The sequence below is a fragment of the Pseudoalteromonas sp. BZB3 genome, assembly GCF_040104455.1.
GTDB lineage: Bacteria > Pseudomonadota > Gammaproteobacteria > Enterobacterales > Alteromonadaceae > Pseudoalteromonas.
Genome location: NZ_JBECOS010000013.1, coordinates 185,101 through 204,609 on the forward strand (window position 1 = coordinate 185,101; position 19,509 = coordinate 204,609).

The 19,509-nt window shown below is 38.9% G+C and carries 12 protein-coding genes; 7 read left to right on the plus strand and 5 right to left on the minus strand.

The features are described from left to right. Positions 1-5 precede the first annotated feature (5 nt). Complete coding sequence (locus ABMY35_RS15505) at positions 6-1,220, minus strand: replication protein A (protein WP_130254783.1); 1,215 nt, start codon at positions 1,218-1,220, stop codon at positions 6-8. 675 nt (positions 1,221-1,895) lie between these two features. Between ABMY35_RS15505 and ABMY35_RS15510 the strand changes: the two genes are divergently transcribed. From ABMY35_RS15510 to rmuC, 6 genes are all read left to right on the plus strand, one after another. Next, positions 1,896-3,134 carry an AAA family ATPase gene (locus ABMY35_RS15510; RefSeq protein ID WP_349287044.1) on the plus strand — a complete coding sequence of 413 codons (1,239 nt, stop codon included), beginning with the start codon at positions 1,896-1,898 and terminating at the stop codon, positions 3,132-3,134. Between the two features lie 10 nt (positions 3,135-3,144). Further along, a complete protein-coding gene (locus tag ABMY35_RS15515; protein WP_349287045.1) occupies positions 3,145-4,107 on the plus strand; it encodes a transcriptional regulator in 963 nt (320 codons plus the stop codon). Positions 4,108-4,263: 156 nt separating this feature from the next. After that, positions 4,264-7,368 (plus strand): DEAD/DEAH box helicase, encoded by a 3,105-nt coding sequence (locus ABMY35_RS15520; RefSeq protein ID WP_349287046.1) that lies wholly within the window; start codon positions 4,264-4,266, stop codon positions 7,366-7,368. 52 nt (positions 7,369-7,420) lie between these two features. Continuing rightward, positions 7,421-7,795 (plus strand): hypothetical protein, encoded by a 375-nt coding sequence (locus tag ABMY35_RS15525; RefSeq protein WP_349287047.1) that lies wholly within the window; start codon positions 7,421-7,423, stop codon positions 7,793-7,795. 14 nt (positions 7,796-7,809) lie between these two features. Further along, entirely contained in the window at positions 7,810-8,493 is a 684-nt protein-coding gene (locus tag ABMY35_RS15530; RefSeq protein WP_349287048.1) for a response regulator, read from the plus strand. Positions 8,494-8,558: 65 nt separating this feature from the next. Further along, a complete protein-coding gene (gene rmuC, locus ABMY35_RS15535; RefSeq protein ID WP_349287049.1) occupies positions 8,559-10,022 on the plus strand; it encodes a DNA recombination protein RmuC in 1,464 nt (487 codons plus the stop codon). Positions 10,023-10,070: 48 nt separating this feature from the next. Here the strand turns inward: rmuC and ABMY35_RS15540 are convergent, their stop codons facing one another. The 3 genes from ABMY35_RS15540 to ABMY35_RS15550 form a co-directional block, all read right to left on the minus strand. Further along, positions 10,071-10,562: a hypothetical protein gene (locus ABMY35_RS15540; RefSeq protein WP_349287050.1), complete on the minus strand. Its 492-nt coding sequence runs from the start codon at positions 10,560-10,562 to the stop codon at positions 10,071-10,073. Positions 10,563-10,675: 113 nt separating this feature from the next. Next, positions 10,676-12,709 (minus strand): ATP-binding protein, encoded by a 2,034-nt coding sequence (locus ABMY35_RS15545; RefSeq protein ID WP_349287051.1) that lies wholly within the window; start codon positions 12,707-12,709, stop codon positions 10,676-10,678. 159 nt (positions 12,710-12,868) lie between these two features. After that, a complete protein-coding gene (locus ABMY35_RS15550; RefSeq protein WP_349287052.1) occupies positions 12,869-14,473 on the minus strand; it encodes an isocitrate lyase in 1,605 nt (534 codons plus the stop codon). Between the two features lie 249 nt (positions 14,474-14,722). Between ABMY35_RS15550 and ABMY35_RS15555 the strand changes: the two genes are divergently transcribed. Then, positions 14,723-16,900, plus strand: a complete 2,178-nt coding sequence (locus ABMY35_RS15555; RefSeq protein WP_349287053.1) for a malate synthase G — start codon at positions 14,723-14,725, stop codon at positions 16,898-16,900. Positions 16,901-17,372: 472 nt separating this feature from the next. Here ABMY35_RS15555 and ABMY35_RS15560 read toward each other — a convergent pair whose 3' ends face one another. Continuing rightward, positions 17,373-19,418, minus strand: a complete 2,046-nt coding sequence (locus ABMY35_RS15560) for a beta-propeller domain-containing protein (RefSeq protein ID WP_349287054.1) — start codon at positions 19,416-19,418, stop codon at positions 17,373-17,375. Positions 19,419-19,509: the final 91 nt, after the last annotated feature.

A 19,509-nucleotide genomic window follows, 5' to 3' on the forward strand; every position in this document is an offset into this window, starting at 1 on the left:
AAAATTTACTCTTTTACAATCTCTTCAAGTACATCCTCATCAATAACTTCAACAGCTTCGACTAATCGTTTTCCACCCTGAATTTCGATTCTCTTGTTTTGCTTATTTAAAGTAAGAATTTCATCACAAAATTCTTCAGAAGGATGCATCTCATAGACGTAATCGATGATTTTTCCAGTTTTATCATCTTTCACATTGGTTATATCGTATTCAGAAATAGCACCTTTTTCTATCAAATCCTTCATTGTCGTAGTCATATCTCGACGTAAAGCTTTCAGTTTATTCTCTGTTATCTCATCAGTTGAGTAAATAGAACCATATTTTTCCATGATTGAGAGTAATCTGAAGTGGTAAGTTTTACCTGGTGCAGCATATCGCCATAGATGATACAAACGAAGCATCATCCAACGCGATAAACCCCGTTTTAATTCTTGTGCTCTATTGAAGTAATAACCTTTATATTCTAGATTATCGATCATGTTATGAACAAATGCGTTCAAACAAGCGACACATTTGACATTACCACCCTGGCCTTTTTTGCCACTAAAGTGTAATGAAGAAAGAAAATTCATATTTGATTCGTAGAAAGAATCATCAATATCTGTATTTTTAGTATCCGTTGCTGAATATTTAAACGATAGTTTAGAACCTTGAAGTGCCTCTAAAGATTCTTTTATTTGAGGGTAAGGCATAGATTGACCAACAGCTTTTAATTCCTGCGCCAATTCGTTCATAGAAAATATTACAGCATATTGAATACCGGACTTAAAATTAATTTTTACAATTTTCCCTTTTGACGCCAGTCGAATTAATGCTCTTTCAACTTTTTCTTCACGATCTGATGGCCAAACTAAACATTCAACTTCTTCACCTTCTAACTTAGTGCTCACTACTGCAGGTGTAATTTTTATTTCACCTTCATAAAGAATACCATCAACTTTTTCAGATATACGTCGCGTTATTATTGTTTTTTTCGGGGCTTCTTCTAATGGTAATTTTTTATGACCAGAGCGGACAAAGCGACCCCAAAGATCATAATGGTTAAATGTATTAGAATATGCTCGAAGTTCATGTGCAGCACTGTCAAGTGTGATACGAACATCTTTATTATCAGTAAATAGTGCTAAATTTTCATTATCGGTTGCACTTTCTACTCCATGAATTTGCCCACGTAATGAATCAGGTAGATTATCTACTGAGATGTTCACCTTTCGGCTCATTGTTTTACTTCCAAATTTCGACGACATGCTATAACAACATATTCCACAGCAAAAGTTAATAATTAAAGTTAGTAAAAAAGTGATCTGAAGAAGTTTTTTATTGAGATCATGTTTTTACTAACTTACCCAACAAATCAAAATTTTACTAAGTCATCGTCGATTTGTCATATATTTTGCAGGCTTCAATCTATTTCTTCTCGTTTTTTGCTGTGTATAACTTGGTTCTATATTGATAAAGATCTGATCTGTACTAAGAACAGATCAGATCTTTATTAAGTAATTTTATATTTAATATAAATGATCCGTGTATAACTCCATGATTTACCTTAGTAAAAATCTGATCTCTAGCACACTTATGTTAATAATTTTGTTTGCAAACTGTGCATAAGTCTCAATCTGATTTTCAAGTTAGTAAAATATAGATCTAAAAGTTAATAAAGATCAGATCTTTACTTCGTAATAAAGTGATCTCACTTTTTCACCATTAGCATTTAAAATCAATAAGTTACTTGCAAACTTTACTCATTTAACCTTAATTACCTTATACTTTAACCATAATTAAACTTCTTATTTATTCTTTGTATGTAATCAATTTATAAATGTCTTCTTTTTTTGTTGTTTACTATTAAAGTTATGGACATTATAATCTTTAGCATAAAGTTAAGGATATTATGTATGTCAATTAATACTCGCGCACTATCAACTTATAAACTTTTAAAGGCTACAGCTGAAGTTGCTGAACAATCTTTGGAAGGTAGGATCCAACATTATCGTGCTCATTTAAAAAGCGATGAAAAAGAGCTCCGCACATACACACAAAAAGCTGCAGCTGATTTACTTGGCTGCAATAATAGAACGTTAAAACGTAGACATGACCAAGGTGACTTTGATGATTTAAACATTCAAAAGGGCGCTAACGGGCATTATGCTTACACATTATCAAATATTTTTGCTATGGCTGAAATTATGGGTATTCCTCATGATCAGCGTAAAGAAAATGATAAACTTCAAGTCATTGTTATTAATTCTTTAAAGGGTGGGTGTGGTAAGACAACATCTTTAGTAAATATAGCAGCCGCATTAGCAACAACGAATATCAAACGTTATCGTATCGGAATTATTGATCTCGATCCTCAAGGCTCTTCTTCTAGTTTTTTTCCTTCTCAAGATCCTGAACCGATCACTGTTGGTGATCTTATGCGTGATTGCATTGAATTAGATGAGGGTGAAGTTTGGTCCGATGTTGTTAGTGAAGCTTTCCAATCGACTCATATACCTAATATTCGACTTTTACCATCGGGAATGGATGATTTTTATTTTGAACATGAAACAGCGACTGAATTAAAAGAGTCATCTAGTTATGAACAAACTCGTCATTATCATAAATTATTAGAGAAAGTGATAAAGCCTGTTGAAGACCAATTTGATATTATCTTAATTGATACTGCTCCATCCCTAAACTTTATGTTTTATAACGCATTAATGGCTTCAACAGCCATGCTTATACCAGTTCACCCTGAAGCCGTTGACTTTGATGCAAACAATAAATATTTAAAACGTTTAGGTGAGATTTATCATACAGTTGCAGCTTTAGGTCACCATGGCTGGGATTTCATGCAGTTTTTAGTTACCAACTATGTCAAAGGTAATCACTCACAACGTGATATCGTTAAAGATGTCCGCAGTGCTTTTGGGCGCCAGGTTATGAGTTATCCAATCAATCATAGCTCTGCGATTACAGCGAGTTCCTCATCTTTCAATACGATCTTTGATCAAAAAACATCTGATAGCCTTGCTAGTCGTGAATCTTTGATCAAATCTCAAGAAAATATCAAAGATGTTGTTGATGAACTTGAAATGCTGATACGTTCAAACTGGGTTTCGACTCAATCGTCTCTAGAACAACAAGGTTAATAGATTTTACATGGCTAAAAAACGTAAAAATGACACTCGCTTAGACCCTTTTGCTTCGCCTGTAAGTACCAGTAGTTTAGATGAGTTATTAGAACAAGCTTCTGTCGGTGAAGTATTAACTATGCCGGCACCGAGTGATCCAAATAGAATGATCACTTTGACGTGTCAGGTGATCAAACATAGCGATATTGAATCTCAAACGAGAGTATTCGGTCAAAATCGCCGTGAACAAAGTTTGCTCTCGCAAAAATCAGTTGCTGACATTCTCCCAGCAATCAAAAATGACCAACGTAACCTCCACCCTGCATTGTGCTGGTCAAAAGGTGATGTTCAATGGATTTTATCTGGTTCTAGACGCCGTAAGGCCTGTTTACTTGCTGATGCTGATTATGTTGTATTATCTTCTCCTGACTTTATTGATGAAGATGCAAAACTGTTAGCGGTTTCTTCCGATCAATATATAGCGCCTAGCCTGTGGGAGCTAGGACAAGCTTATGCTGATACTAAGCAAGAACTGATTGCTCAAGGCAAGAAAGGCTCTTACAGAGAGATTGCGGAGCTTGAAGGGGTATCTCACACTGCAATCGCTGATTCATTAAAAGCTTTTGAACAAATTCCTTTAAAAGTTTTGCAACACTACCCTACTCCAAATCACTTAGGTCGTGAGGCTGCAAAGAAATTAATTGACGCAATTAAAAAAGATCAAGATATGTTTTTCTTGCTGTTAGAAGATTTGCGTAACCAATCTTTTATGTCTGAAGAAATGAGTGATGAGAAACGTGCTATCAAAATTACACAGTTCTTGATTAACTTTGAGCAACCTGTTCGCCGAAACGAGTCTCTGTTTAGCAATGAATTTATTGATTTGCAAAGAAGTAATAAAAGTGGCGACATAACAATTAAAATTAATAATCAGGTCATCACTGATAAACGTTTAGAGCAATTACAAAAGCTCCTCGCTACTTATAATTAATAAAGGGCTTCGGCCCTTTTTTTATTCCTATATTTCATTGTTCAATTTATATCTTGTCTTACCAGTTAAGTTTTTTGCTATAAAAAGTTTATTAGGTTTATTCGTTGGTCATATTTCCATATACTGGGCGGATGATTTGATTTTTACGCGAATTAAATGTCAACGCAGTTATCTAAAGAACAATTATTTGCTCTCTTTGAGGAAATAAAACAAGAGCAAGCGACTCAATTTCCCCTTTCTGAGCGTTTTTTAAAGCAGTACTTCAATAGTAGTCTTTTATCTAAAGCAAAAGAGTATCTTCATAATTCCCAAATTAGTTTTTTAGAGCATAGCGAAGACTTTTCTACGATCGATAGTCAAGTCATTGGCAATTTTGGTAATACCTTCTCTCAACATATCAAAATTACCAAAGTTAATAATAACCCGAGTTTAGATGCGCAATGTACTTGCTCCAATAATGCTAAATGTCGACACATTGCTGCTGTTCTCCTCAAGCTAAAAGTTGAGCATTCTGGTGGCTTTGGTGAAGCATTTCTAGTGAATGACTGGTTTAATGAATTAGCAAGTTTGCAGCATGGCGAATCTATTGAGACTGACAATGTCTTGTTGTTCACGCTCGAACCAATTGGTCAGGAACTATTACTTTATCCCAAAATGTCGCCCTATCGTCCTGATGGCCAGTATCCATTAGGTCGTCTGTTGACTGAACCTCAATTAAATAGCCCTGTAGCGCCTCCTGGCTTGCTTGAGTCTGACTTTAGACTATTTAGTTGGGTTCGCTCGCAAAACTCACCAGGTCATTATGAGCTTTCAGGCAAGTGGGGCTTTGAAGCTGTTAATCAGCTTTTACAAACAAAACGACTTTTCTTGCAAAATAGCAGAACTTCTTTAAAGCTTGGTCATCAGGCCAACCTTGCGCTGAGCTGGCAGCAAAAGAATGATAAGTCACAGCTAGTGGCATCGGTTGAAGGGGTCGAAACTTGGCATCTTATCAAAACTGATCCGCCGCTCTATTTAGATACAGATACACATACCATTGGTCGCATCAATAGTGCGCTCAGTGCCCAAGAGCTAGCACATATCAACACGATGCCTGCAGTACCGAATGATCAACTCATGCAAGTGGTGAAGCGATTCCAAGAGGTATTTGCTGACAATATCGTCAGCATGCCAAATGGTGCGCAAACGGAGCTAGAGTCATCAGGTGTACCTTTAAAGCTTAAATTAGTTGCCTCTGACACATATTTTGGCTTTAAGCTGATCTCATCGCTAAAGACCGATGCAAAAAATACCGAAATCAGCAAAACTCTAAAACGCTCTGAACAATATTTACTAGGTCTAGGTTTTCGTTTTGAAGATGGCCTTTTTGTCTTGCCTCAACAAGATGGTGCATTTATCCATTGGTTTAACCATGAAATAAGAGGCCACTTGCAAAGCAAAGGTTGGCTGGTAGATGAGATCTCTGAATCAAGTTCAGTTATATCAGCGAAAGTATCTTTGTTGTTGAAAAGGGATAAGTACCATCATATTAAAGGCAAGGTTTTACTTGATACAAATCCTGTTCTATTTGATTGGGACAAACATGCTGAGCTTGAAGTGAATACCCTTGCCAATCAGTTTTACTATGTTGAAATTGGCAAACAAACTTATGCGCTAGAAAGGCGCGCTTATGACAAGTTGATGTTTCTAAAAGCGCGGTTTAGTTATTACGCATCGAGTGCGCAATTTAAATTCCCTCTTTCTGTGATCAAGCAACTCTTTGCTATCGATGAGCTTAACATTGAATGTAAAGATAAGAAGCTGCTCGACTATTTAAGTGAGCTTAATAGCCCTGATAAAGTTCAATTGAAACCAAGTAATCATAACAGTGACTTGTTTACATTGAGAGATTATCAAGAGCTGGGCGTAAACTGGTTAAAGTTTCTGCACCGCCATCAGCTTGGGGGGATCCTAGCTGATGACATGGGGTTAGGTAAAACACTACAAGTTATCGCTTACTTTATTAATCAGCATAATACGTTAGTGACTAAACCGAGCTTAATTGTGTGTCCAACGAGCTTGGTGGGAAATTGGCAAAACGAGTTTGCACGTTTTGCGCCTAATTTACAGTTGACGACGGTCCACGGCAGTCAACGTGACAGGGTATTAAATAACCTTCATGGTGCACGTTTTATCTTAACCACTTATCCATTATTGAAACGCGATCTTGAGTATTATAAAGGACTCGACTTTGATTCGATTGTACTAGATGAAGCGCAGTACATTAAAAATGAAGCGGCGCAAGTATCTAAGTGCGTTAAGCAATTGTCTGCACAGTTTAAGCTTTGTCTCAGTGGCACGCCGGTTGAGAATAATTTGCTTGAGCTTAAATCATTGCTCGATTTCGTAATGCCTGAAATATTAGGCACCAAGCAGCAATTTAAAGGTTATTTCCAGCAACCTATAGAAAAGGAGCAAGATCAAAGCCGTGTCTCGGAGCTTAAAGATCTTATTTCGCCGTTTATCTTGCGTCGTACCAAGCAACAAGTGGCTACCGAGCTACCGAGTAAAACTGAATTAGTGAAAGAGTTACAGTTTGCACCAATACAAGCTCAGTTATATTCAAATATACAAAAACAACTGGAGAATAAACTATTAGAGCTCTTTAAAGAACAAGGTGTTGAGCGCAGTAAATTGGCATTTTTAGATGCCCTACTGAAGCTTAGACAAATTTGTTGTCATCCTAAACTAGTAGATCATGAAACTTCCGAAGTCGGTGCGAAATTGGCGTGGCTGGGTGAACACCTACCTGAAATGCTTGCGCAGGGTCGTAAAGTGATTATTTTCAGTCAGTTCACATCAGTACTTGATTTGATTGCAGCGCATTGTAATGAGCTTGGTATCACATTTAGTATGCTTACGGGCCAAACACGTCACAGAGACAAAGTGATCTCGACGTTCACAGAAGGTGAGAGCAACGTATTTTTGATTAGTTTAAAAGCGGGTGGAACAGGACTGAATCTGACGCAAGCTGACACAGTGATCCATTTTGATCCCTGGTGGAATCCGGCGGTAGAAAATCAAGCGACTGATAGAGCGTATCGAATAGGACAAGATAAGCCTGTTTTTGTCTATAAATTAATTATGGCTGATTCAATTGAACAAAAAGTGTTTACTATGCAGCAACAAAAGCAGGCTTTGGTTGATGCTTTATTTAATGATAAGCATATGAGTTTCAATAGTTTTAATGAGGAGCAAATGCTTGCACTATTGCAAAGCTAAAAAAGTTAAAATTATTTTGAACTAACTCGATTAAGGGCAGTCTATAAGTACAGTGATGCAGAATTACTGTTTTATTTCCGCCCTTAACTTACTTGTTTTTAATGGCCAACTTATAGTTGGCCATTTTTTTAATATTTTTCATCATTCCACATTTGATCCACATTGTGTTGCTTTAATTACCCTATCGCTTACTAAGTTACATTCTTTAGACGGTTTGGAGTCGATTATGCTTTGCCATCAACAATCTGAATTAAGTTTTATTGAACCACTTTCACCTTGTGATCAGGATTTACTTTCAGAAGTTGCCAGTAGTGAAGATCTTTCAAGCATTTTAACTATGCTTTTATTTGATGAAACTTTATCGTATGAGCTAAAGCAAAGTGTTAAAGCTCAGCTTAAACAACTAAAATGTCTAAAGACTCAGTAATAAAATAAGAAACCATGCCACATATTCTAATTGTTGAAGATGAATATGACATTGCCGAGCAAGTGATGTTATTTTTTAAAGCCGCTCAATTCGAAGTCACCCATATTGCCGATGGTGTAGAAGTTGTCGATTGGGTTGCTCAACATAAACCCGATGCCATTTTAATGGACATTATGATCCCCAACCAAGATGGGGTTGAATGTATGAAGCAGATCAGACAATTTTCAATGGTGCCTATTTTGATGATGACGGCAAAAGTCGCTGAAGCTGATAGGTTAAGAGGCCTTGAGTTTGGTGCTGACGATTATGTCTGTAAGCCGTTTAGTGCTGCTGAACTTGTGATGCGAGTAAGGGCTATTCTTCGTCGTTGTGCCCCTTTAGAAGCCAAAGAAGAAAAAATACTGGTGGATGAAGAGCAACTGTTGATAAAGCTTAAAGGTCAAGCTTTACCGTTGACTAAAGTTGAGTTTGATATATTTGCACTGCTTTATAAAGCGCCAAGTCGTGTTTTCTCTCGTCAACAAATTCTAGACTTTATCCAACCCGATAATTTTGATATTTCAGATCGTGTTATCGACAGCCACATCAAAAATATCCGTAAGAAGATTAAGCAAATAGGTGTATCTTCTAAGCTGGTAGGTTCTGTATATGGGGCTGGGTATCGTTTTGATGAACAGCAAATAGACACGGCAGTTTAACCCATTAGTGAACCCTCGCCTTGACTAAGGTATTATCAACCTAATAATAATATTAAGAGGTTGATATGATTGATTCATTTATCTCGCAATTAACTTGGGTGCATGGCTTAGTTGGCATCCTAGGCGTTGCTGCTCCTTTGCCCTTTTTCTGGCAACGCCTTGTAAAAAAACAATCGTTAATCCACCAACTTGAATTGCAACTTGAGCAGCAAGTTGTCCAACAAGAACAATTACAAAAAGCTTATCAAGCTGAGCAGCAATTAGCGCAACAGCTGCAAAATGATAAGTTGCAGCTACATGGTCAAGTTCAACAAACTCAAGCTCGCTTAAGTGAGAAACAACTTCAGGCTCAACAATTCCATAAGCTTTGGCAACAGGGTGAACAAAATTTAAAAACGCTACAGCAAGAGAAAAGCCTCATTGCGGTTGAGTTAGCTGAATTAAAGGCGTCATCAGAGCAAAAACAAGCGGCATTAGAAGCACAACTTAACCATTTAGAGCAAACAAAGACGCAACTGAAACAAGAGTTTGAAAACTTAGCTAATCAAATTTTCGAAGAAAAGTCGCAGCGTTTTGGACAACAAAGCCAAGAACGAATTGGTCAATTGCTGCAACCAGTTCAAGGTGAATTAAAAGGCTTTCGTGACAAAATGGAAGCCATTCACAGTGAAGAACTTAAGCAGCGCGCAGCATTAAAAACCGAGCTGTTACACCTACAAGCTAATAATAAATCAATCACTGAACAAGCTGACAAATTAACGACTGCACTGCAAGGACAGAAGAAAACCCAAGGTAATTGGGGAGAGCTAATGCTTGAAAATGTTTTAGACAGTGCGGGCTTAAGAGCGGGTGATGATTACAAAAGAGAAGCGTCTTTTACCACTGAAGTTGGCAAGTTTAGACCGGATGTATTGGTCTACCTTCCCCAACAAAGGCATTTAATCATTGATGCTAAAACATCATTAAATGCTTACACTCGCTATGTTAATGCGGAATGTGATGCTGAAGCGCAAACTGCCTTAGCCCAGCACTATCAGGCTGTGGCAGATCGTATTAAGGAATTAGGCGATAAACGGTATGAAAAACTACCTGGGATCAACTCACCTGAAGTGGTGATCATGTTTATTCCTATAGAGTCGGCCTTTGTTGCGGCAGTCAAATTTAATCCAGTCATCTATCAACACGCGTTAGAGCATAATGTTTTAGTGGCGACACCTACTACCCTTTTAACCAGTCTTAACATAGTTAAACAGCTTTGGCGTTTTGAAGAACAATCAAAGCATAGCCGTGAACTCGCTTTACGTGCTGAGCGTTTTTATAACAAGCTCAATGGTTTTCTCAATAGCATGGAAGGGGTGGGTACTCAATTAGATAAAGCCAAAGAGAGTTACGAGAAAGCCTTTTCTCAGCTTTATGCCGGCAAAGGTAATTTAATCAAACAAGCTTCAGAGTTTAAAGAGCTCGGCGTGTCAGTCACTAAAGAGCTTCCTGAGTCTTTGCAAGAAAAAGCCCGATTAGAACTAGAATAGCAATAAAAAGGAGCCTTTTGGCTCCTTTGCTCTCTCAGTTTTGTTGGGTTAACTGTTTTGTCTTGAATTAGGGTTATTACATTTGGCTTTTTGCCCTTTTCGTTGCAATGACACAAATAAATTCATAGTCAGAGGATGTGTTTTAACATCTTGCCAGATCACACTGCTTGCAGGTGGACAAAGAGAGTGCTGTATGTAATTTCTTAGTACGTCACCGTCCATGTTTAGCTTTTCAGGTACTCGAACATGTGTGATAACACCGTATTCACTGAACTTGACTTCATCTAGTTGCCAAGTACCCATCATAAATTGTTTTGAGAAATAGCGTGCAATGCGAGTTTGCGAGTCATCTGACAGTGGTGTTTGCGCTTGAGTAGCATGTAAACTAGTCCAATAAAAAATCGAAAAAATAGCCAGGAAGACAAGCCCAATAGAGACAAATTTGAACGATGAGTTACGTGATTCTTGGGTACTATTTTGCTTTTGGCGCGTTTCAATGAGTTTCGCCCAATCGCCATGTTTTAAAGTTGGTTGAGACATTTTCTTTCTCCCGTGTTAATGGCGTTATTAAAACAAATCAATGTGGAAGAAAAATGGAGTGAATGTGGAGTAAATTTGTAGGCTTTTTAAAGCCTACAACAGTGTATACTTGTTTAAGCAGCAAGATTCAACGGCAAAGTAATTTGCACGCATAAACCGCCTGACTTTCCATGTTTAAGTACGATTTTTCCTGCTAAAGCCTGAACTAAGCTTTGGCAAATTGATAGCCCTAATCCTGAACCGCCTAAGGCCCGAGAGCGAGACTTATCAACCCTGAAAAGTCGATCAAAAAGCCTTGGCAAGTCTTCATCACTCACTCCAGGGCTAGAATCATCGAGTTGAATAAACACCTGGGTATGATTTGCTCTTACTTTCAGTCTGACATGTCCCGGCGCATCCGTGTAGAGACAAGCATTTTTCGCAAGGTTGAGGATCACTTGCTCGAGCTTTGATTGATCCGTTTTCAATACCGTATTTGCAGCAAAGTCTATGTCACTTATAAATCTAAGCTGGTTTTGCTCTGTCAGTACTTTAATATCGGACATAAACTTTTGCGAAAGCTGGTGTAAATTGACTTCTTGCAAATCGATATAGAGAGCTTTATTTTGCAATTGAGATAGTTGGTATACATCCGAAATAAGATTATTCAGCTGTGCAATTTTGTCATTGATCTTGCCGTAGGCTAAAAACTTATCATCGATCAGGTTATGTTCGAGCGCTTCAATATGCAGTTTGAGTACACTCAGGGGAGTGCGAAGTTCATGAGAAATATCAGCAAGCATTTGTTCCTTTTGTTCAAGGCTATGCTGATACATTTGAGCCTTATAGTGAGTATTTTTTTGCTTTATATAGTAAGCATAAATAATAAAACCACTCACAACTGAGATGAGTAAACTGGCTAATAACCAAATGCGTTTTTGTAAGGTTTCATTTTCTAGCTCGATAGTCGTTAACGCATGTTTCTTTTCTTCTTGAGCTAGTTTTAAAGATTTGATTAGATTATCTAAACGTTTCTTTATCATTAAAGCATCTTTTTCCTCAGCATTTTTAGCGACGGCTTTATAATCTTCCGTCGCTTTATCTAGATAAGAATAAGCGAGTTTGTAGTTTCCTTTTTGTAAATATGCTTGGCTAGAATACAAATTATATTGATGAGTAAAAAAAGCTGACTTAAATTGTGCCGCAAGTGGTTTTGATTGCGCAAGATACCTTAGGGCGATATCAGGCTGCTGATGCTGAATATAGGCTTGGGCTAAATGAATATAAGACCAAAACTTGCGAACATTTGATTCAGTCTTTTTTGCATAAGCATGTTGTTTTTTCGCATGCCACAGGCTTTTAGCTGGCTTATTTTGTTTGAAATAAATATTAAACAAAGTGCCATGGGCGCTAGATAACCCTTCATTTGCATCTAACTGCGTTAATAGTGAAATGGCTTCATTTAACTGAGGAATGGCGTTTGGATATTCATCTTCCTTAGCTGATAGTTGTGCGAGCGTTAGAGCTGTCGAAGCTATATTGCGTTTATGGCCAGTTTTTTTGTCGTAAACTAGAGCCTGCTCAAGGAAAAAGCGCGCCTTTTTACCATTACGCAATACATTTGATAAACCAAATAGGTTGTAGTAATTAGCCGCTTTAAGCCCATAATCATCTGAGCTTTCTAACATTTTTTGTGCGTTAATCTGCAGGTCCATCGCCTTATCAAATGCACCTTGGGCTTCATACAAAACACCAAGGTTTATCATTGATTGCGCTATTAGATCGTCATTATTTAACGAAAGCGCGATTTGTTTTGCAGCTAAATAATAATATTCCGCTTTATCCGTGTTCATGTTTCTACGGAAATTAACCCCTAACTCTTTGTTCACGTCATATCTAAATTCAAGAGTTTGCTCAGGCAGTCTAAGTAGCGGCAAAAGCAGTTCTATGGCCTGACTATATTGCGCTTGCTCACGGGCTATTTTGGCTCTTTGTAAATTAACCTGAGGTTGAAGAATTAACTGTTTTTCTCGTTCGAGCGTTTTCAGTGCGACATCTAATTTACCTTCCTTGGTGAGCTTTTTGGCTTCAGAAATTATTTCTGATGTTAACGGTGCGGCGCTTAAACTAAAGGCCAAAGCCGCTAACAACAAGGTAAAACGTTTCATGTGGCTATATTGAAGGGAATTATTTATTAAATCTTAAGCGCAAATTGTGATTCAAATGTGGAGTGTAAAGGCCCTTTACATATTTTTAGTGAGGTTACTCTAAATGATAAAAGGGCCCGATTGGACCCTTTGCTGATAAGGAACTATATGACTCAAAAACTAGAACTGGTTCATGGTGTTGGCTTCACCACCTGCTTTTAGTGCATTGTCACCAGAGAAGTACTCTTTGTGCGTATCACCGATGTTTGAACCTGCTAGGTCTTGGTGCTTCACTGATGCTTGTTCACGGCGGATTTCTTGACGTTGAACATCACGTACGTAAGCCAGCATGCCTAGGTCACCGAAGTAGCCTTCAGCAAGAATATCTGTGCTTAGTGCAGCCGTGTGATAAGTTGGTAGCGTGATTAAGTGGTGGAAAATCCCCGCTTCACGTGCACCATCTTTTTGGAAGTTCTGTACTAATACATCTGCCGCTGCTGCAAGCTCTGAGCTATCTAGTTCAGGTGCCATTAATGCCTTGATATCTTGAGACGGATCCGGGTAAGCAGATAGGTCTTTACCTTGTGCTTGCCATTCTGCATATACTTGCTCGCGGAACTTAAGTGTCCAGTTGAATGATGGTGAGTTGTTGTATACTAGCTTCGCATTTGGTACTTGCTCACGAACGCGATTTACAAGCTCAGCGATTTGTTTAACGTTAGGTTTTTCAGTTTCAATCCAAAGTAAATCAGCACCTGATTGTAGGCTTGTGACACAATCTAGTACTACGCGGTCTTTTTCTGTGCCTTCTTTGAACTGGTATAAACCATTGTCTAGGCGCACCGGCTTACAAAGCTCGCCATTTAATTTAATCGCCATTTCACCTTCTTCAAGGTCTGCACCGCTTGACACTGGTGTTGTGTCTAAGAATGCGGTGTACTGACTCGCTAAATCACCTGGTGTTTTAGAAACTGGCACTTTCTGTGTCAGGCTTGCACCAAGTGAGTCAGTACGCGCTACGATTACACCATCTTCAACACCTAGTTCAAGGAATGCATAACGAACTGCGTTGATTTTTGCTAAGAAGTCTTCGTGAGGCACCGTTACTTTGCCAGCTTGGTGACCACACTGTTTTGCATCAGAAACTTGATTTTCAATTTGAATAGCACATGCGCCCGCTTCAATCATTTTCTTAGCAAGTAGGTATGTTGCTTCTTCGTTACCAAAACCTGCGTCGATATCTGCAATAATTGGTACTACATGTGTTTCGAAGTTGTCGATTTTGCTCAGTACAGCTTCAACATTACCGCCATTTGCTTTTGCTTCATCAAGCTCTTTGTATAGGTGATCGAGTTCACGCGCATCAGCTTGCTTTAAGAAAGTATAAATTTCTTCGATAAGTGCAGGCACTGAGGTTTTTTCATGCATACTTTGGTCTGGTAGTGGACCAAACTCAGAGCGAAGTGCCGCAACCATCCAGCCACTTAAGTAAACATAAGAGCGCTTAGTCGTTTTTTGATGACGCTTAACTGCCATCATCATCTGCTGTGCAGTGAAGCCGTGCCAACAACCGAGAGACTGAGTGTATTGACTGCTATTTGCGTCATAGGCCGCCATGTCTTCACGCATCACCTTTGCCGTGTACTTTGCGATGTCTAAGCCTGTTTTAAAGCGGTTTTGCAAATTCATGCGACTTGCAGACTCTGGGCTGATTGATTGCCACGTATTGCCCTGTGTTTGGCAAAGTGTACTGAAGTGGTCAAGTTTTGATTGATAGCTAGTCATAATAAAAATCCTTCGAACGGGTTGCTGTATAACTTTTTATTCATGTTTATGAGAGTGACACCATAAAGCTGTTGGTTATTTGCTCTGTTTGGCGCTTAATTCAACACTAGGCCGATTTTTATGATTTTTTAAATTTATAGTTGTTATCTCGGGTATTCTTTTTGTGAATGACTCAGGGGTTAGGTTTTCGCTGTTTTTAAGATATGGTTTGTCTAAACCCGTTCAAATTTTATGCTTAGGAAGATATTCATGAGTGCAACAGTTCAACAAGCTGGCTTAACCATAGATCAGCAACTTTATGACTTCGTTAATCAACAGGCTTTGCCTTCTACAGGCTTGCAAGTAGAGATTTTTTGGCAAGGTTTTGCAGATTTGGTCAATGAACTTACACCAATCAATAAATCATTACTGACAAAGCGCGATACACTGCAGTTGCAGATCGACGCCTTTCATAGGCAGCAAGGGCAATGGGATGCAGAGGCTTATAAATCATTTTTATCTGAAATAGGTTATCTAGTACCTGAGCCTGAAGAAGCAACGATCACCACTGAACACGTTGAACCTGAGATTGCGCTCACAGCAGCCCCACAGCTGGTTGTGCCTGTAAGCAATGCGCGTTTTGCATTGAATGCGGCGAATGCAAGGTGGGGCTCGCTCTATGATGCGTTGTACGGCACGGACTTATTGCCAGAAAAAGACGGCGCTGAAAAGCAAAAAGCGTATAACCCGGTGCGTGGCTTTAAAGTCATGGCTTACGCTAGACAGTTTTTAGATATTGCCCTGCCGCTGCAATCAGGCTCTCACATTGAGAGTACTAATTACTCAGTGTTAGACGAACAACTTGTTGTTACTTTGAATGACAGCTCGCAAGTCTCGCTTTCGACACCTGCACAGTTTGTGGGTTATCAAGGTCAGGCACAGAATCCAACTGCTTTATTGTTCAAGCATCATGATTTACACATAGAAATTCAAATTGACCCGCATAACCCTATCGGACAAGCCGACAAAGCGGGTATCAAAGACGTATTACTCGAAGCTGCGTTAACGACCATCATGGACTGTGAAGACTCTGTGGCCGCTGTTGACGCTGAAGATAAAGTCGGTGTTTACAGCAATTGGCTAGGTTTGATGAAAGGTACCTTGACGGATACGTTTATTAAAGATGGTCAAGAACTGACGCGCAGCTTAGCTACCGATCGTGAGTATACCAGTAAGAGTGGTGAGCGTTTGAGCTTGAAAGGTCGTAGTATGATGTTTGTGCGTAATGTAGGGCATTTAATGACTAACCCTGCGATCTTAGATCAAAATGGCGAAGAGATCTTTGAAGGGATCATGGATGCGGTGATCACGTCGCTGTGTGCAATGCATGATCTTCAAGGTAATAGCCCATTTAAAAACTCGACGGCTGCGAGTGTTAATATCGTTAAACCTAAAATGCATGGTCCAGAAGAAGTCGCCTTTACCAATACCCTTTTCTCTCGTGTTGAAAGTTTACTCGGTTTGCCAGAAAACACATTAAAAATGGGCATTATGGACGAAGAGCGTCGCACTTCCGTGAATTTAATGGCGTGTATTAACCAAGCCAAATCTCGAGTGGTATTTATTAATACCGGGTTCTTAGATAGAACAGGTGATGAAATCCACACGTCTATGGTGGCGGGTCCGGTATTGCCTAAAGCTCAGATCAAGGCACAACCTTGGATAGCGGCGTATGAAGATCAGAATGTCGATATTGGTCTAAAATGTGGTTTCAGTGGCAAGGCGCAGATCGGTAAAGGCATGTGGCCGATGCCAGATAAAATGGCAATGATGATGGAACAAAAGTTGGCTCATCCTAAATCGGGCGCAAATACTGCTTGGGTGCCCTCTCCAACAGCGGCAACTCTACATGCGATGCATTACCATCAAGTGGATGTTTTTGCTATTCAGGCTGAACTGAAAGCGCGTCAACAAGCGTCACTAGACGACTTATTAATGCCTCCTTTGTTACTTGATGTAGAGCTAAGCAAAGAAGATATTCAATCTGAAATTGAGAATAACGCACAAGGTATTTTGGGTTATGTAGTACGTTGGATAGATCAAGGCGTTGGTTGCTCAAAAGTACCAGATATTAATCATATTGGTTTGATGGAAGACCGAGCGACTTTACGTATTTCAAGCCAGCATATCGCAAACTGGTTGAAACATGGCATTTGTACGCCAGAGCAAGTTCAAGCAACGTTTGCCAAGATGGCTGAAGTGGTCGATACGCAAAATCAGCACGACACACACTATACGCCAATGGCATCAAGTAATGAGAGCCTAACAAGTAATCTTGCTTATCAAGCGGCGTTAGCCTTGGTATTCGAAGGTGAGCAGCAGCCTAATGGCTACACAGAGCCGTTGTTACATAGTTACCGCCTAAAATACAAAGTGGCAAATAACTAAAGCGCTCACTTAACCAATTTCTTTCCTAGATTGATGCCAACGTAAAGTTGGCATTTTTTATTTATTACTCATAAAAATATAATTAATTAAAAAAACTTAAAGTGTGATGTTGTAACACTTTTGTTTTTGTTATATTGTAACAACTGTTTTAAGTGATGTACTTTCTTTTCCCTTGAAAAGGTGGTCTTATTACTAATCGCCCGTATTAGTTGATGAGTATCGATTCAGTTAAAGAGTACGCTTGAGGTGGAGGGTTTTCTCAGTTTCCCTCCGCCTTTTTTATATCTCATTACTCCTCTTTAAGTATGTAAAGCCCCTTTACAAGTTAGTAAAACATCTCTGACTAAACTAGGGTAAAATTTAGTTTCTCAACGCAATCGAGCCCCGGTAGTCGTGCATTCCAAAATAAAAAAAGCTGGCATTAGCCAGCTTTGGTAATACCCAATTAGGGCATTATGCGTAAACTTTATTGTTAGAGTGGACCTTTATTGTCACTCGGCGTTTGCCATAAACTATGCCAGATGTAATTGCCATGAATGTAATATAAATCATTGCTATGAATTACAGCCCTGTCTAATCCACCCCATACATATGGCGCGGTTTCTGCGCTAATACTTGAATAATCTACTTTGCTGCTACCAAGGTAATTAAGTGCGGGCGCTTCTGTTGTATCTATTTCAAATGAAGCAAGCTCACTCACTCTATGCCATAAATATGAAGTGTTGTTATCAGATTGACTTTGCCATGTCTCTACAGGCATGGTGAATCGTAATACCCCTGTTCCAGTTGTTAAAAAGCTGAGTGATTTATAGTCCCACTCTGCAGGAGTGTAAGCATTTGCAAATACTTTCTCATTAACGACTTTCGGGTTTGTGATATCTGAAATATCAAAGAGTGTGACTTTGGCGCCATTTTCAACTTCTTGCGCATTTGGAGCCTGCCAATCTTGAATATTTTGTCCGATACCAAGCAGTAAGTTTTCACTGATCGGATGCAAGTAGGCTGAATACCCAGGGATCTCTAATGCGCCTGCAATTTTAGGCTTTGTTTTATCAGCTAAATCGACGACATAAAGTGGGTCTATTTGTCTAAACGTCACGATAAGCGCTCTATCTCCAGAAAAACGAACTGCATAAATATTCTCATCAACTAAGCCCTGCTCATTGGTTTTGCCGATGGGAGTGGGATACGTATCGTTAGGCAGTTTTGCAATGGGCGCTAATGAGTTCTCTTGTTGTTGTAAAACAAATAACTGATGTTTAAATGGCGAGAAACCAGCAGACTCGTTAAACGGTAAATTAGTTGTGGTGACAATACGCAAATCGTTATTAAATTCGCTGAATCTTAAATTCTCAGGCCCTCTACCTAAGTGCCCTTCGACAGCGCCTGTTGCTGTGTACTTAAGGGTATCGCTAGCCAAGTCAAACTTATGAATAACGGTTTTTACGGTATCATCTTGAGATACAGTACCATGTGTATAGAGTGCGTTCTCTGAAGCATATATCCCATAGATATTCGTATTTATACAAAGTGACTCCCTTTGTTCAGGGTTACTTAAATTAACCTTAGTGATAGTAATAATACTGTCGAATCCATCTTTATCTGACGCATCAGATGAAATATAACAGTTATCTGGCGTGACCAACTCCTCACTATCCTGAGTGGCTGTATTAGTAATGTTAGGTGTCAGTTCAGCCAGTTGCACTTTACTGAGGTTTTGATAGTTTGCCAGCACAGTCGCTTCATCATTATCGCTCGTATCAAATCCAGTAAAATTAGGGTGGTAGTTGCTCACTAGGTAAAGAGACCCATCAATAACTCTGCTATCGATTAATCCCCCTTCAATTTTAAATTGGTGCTTGATGGCGGCTTGACTAGGTTGACTGACATCAACCAGGCTTAACTCAAATTCATTATCACCGTAATAGAAAAATGGCTCTACAGTCGCTGCCATGTCATTTGCTATGGGAAATGAAAAGTAGCTAGGTGAAAAATTTAAAATAGCGAGTGTATTATCATGAAGGTAGAGCTGTTGGTCTGAACTGTGTACGTCAGAATAAGTCAGGTTTTGTATAGGGTTCATTTCACCCTTTTCATTGCGTTGCATAATACGAATATAGTTTTCACCTTCATTTGAATCATGATCTATATCGTGAAATGAATTAGCCGCAATGAATAAAAACTCACCGTCATATTTAATTCTGTCAGCTTCATCAACATTTTGCTCTTGTTGATTTGTTTGAGAGAAGTCTTTTGATGTTGAAGGCGAAGCGGTTGCATCGTTTTCTGGAGCATCATAGTTAGAAAGGCGCGCTTGATAACGTTTGAATAATCCGTTCTTAAGGTTTTGAGAAAATTGAAACTCAGATGCTTTGATAAGTGGCGCTGCCGATACTTTTATATCATTTAATTTTGGAATTCTTTGTTCATCTATTGGTGGTGTATCTGTGTTATTACTACCCCCACAGCCGATTAAAATACCTAATGTCAGTGAACTGAGTAAAAGAGAACGTTTCACTTTAGGCTCCTTGAAAGTGATTAAGTTAAAAGTCGTTGTGTGTTTTTTAATCTTAATCAGCCTGTCTAGAATATCTGTTATTTTAGCCAGA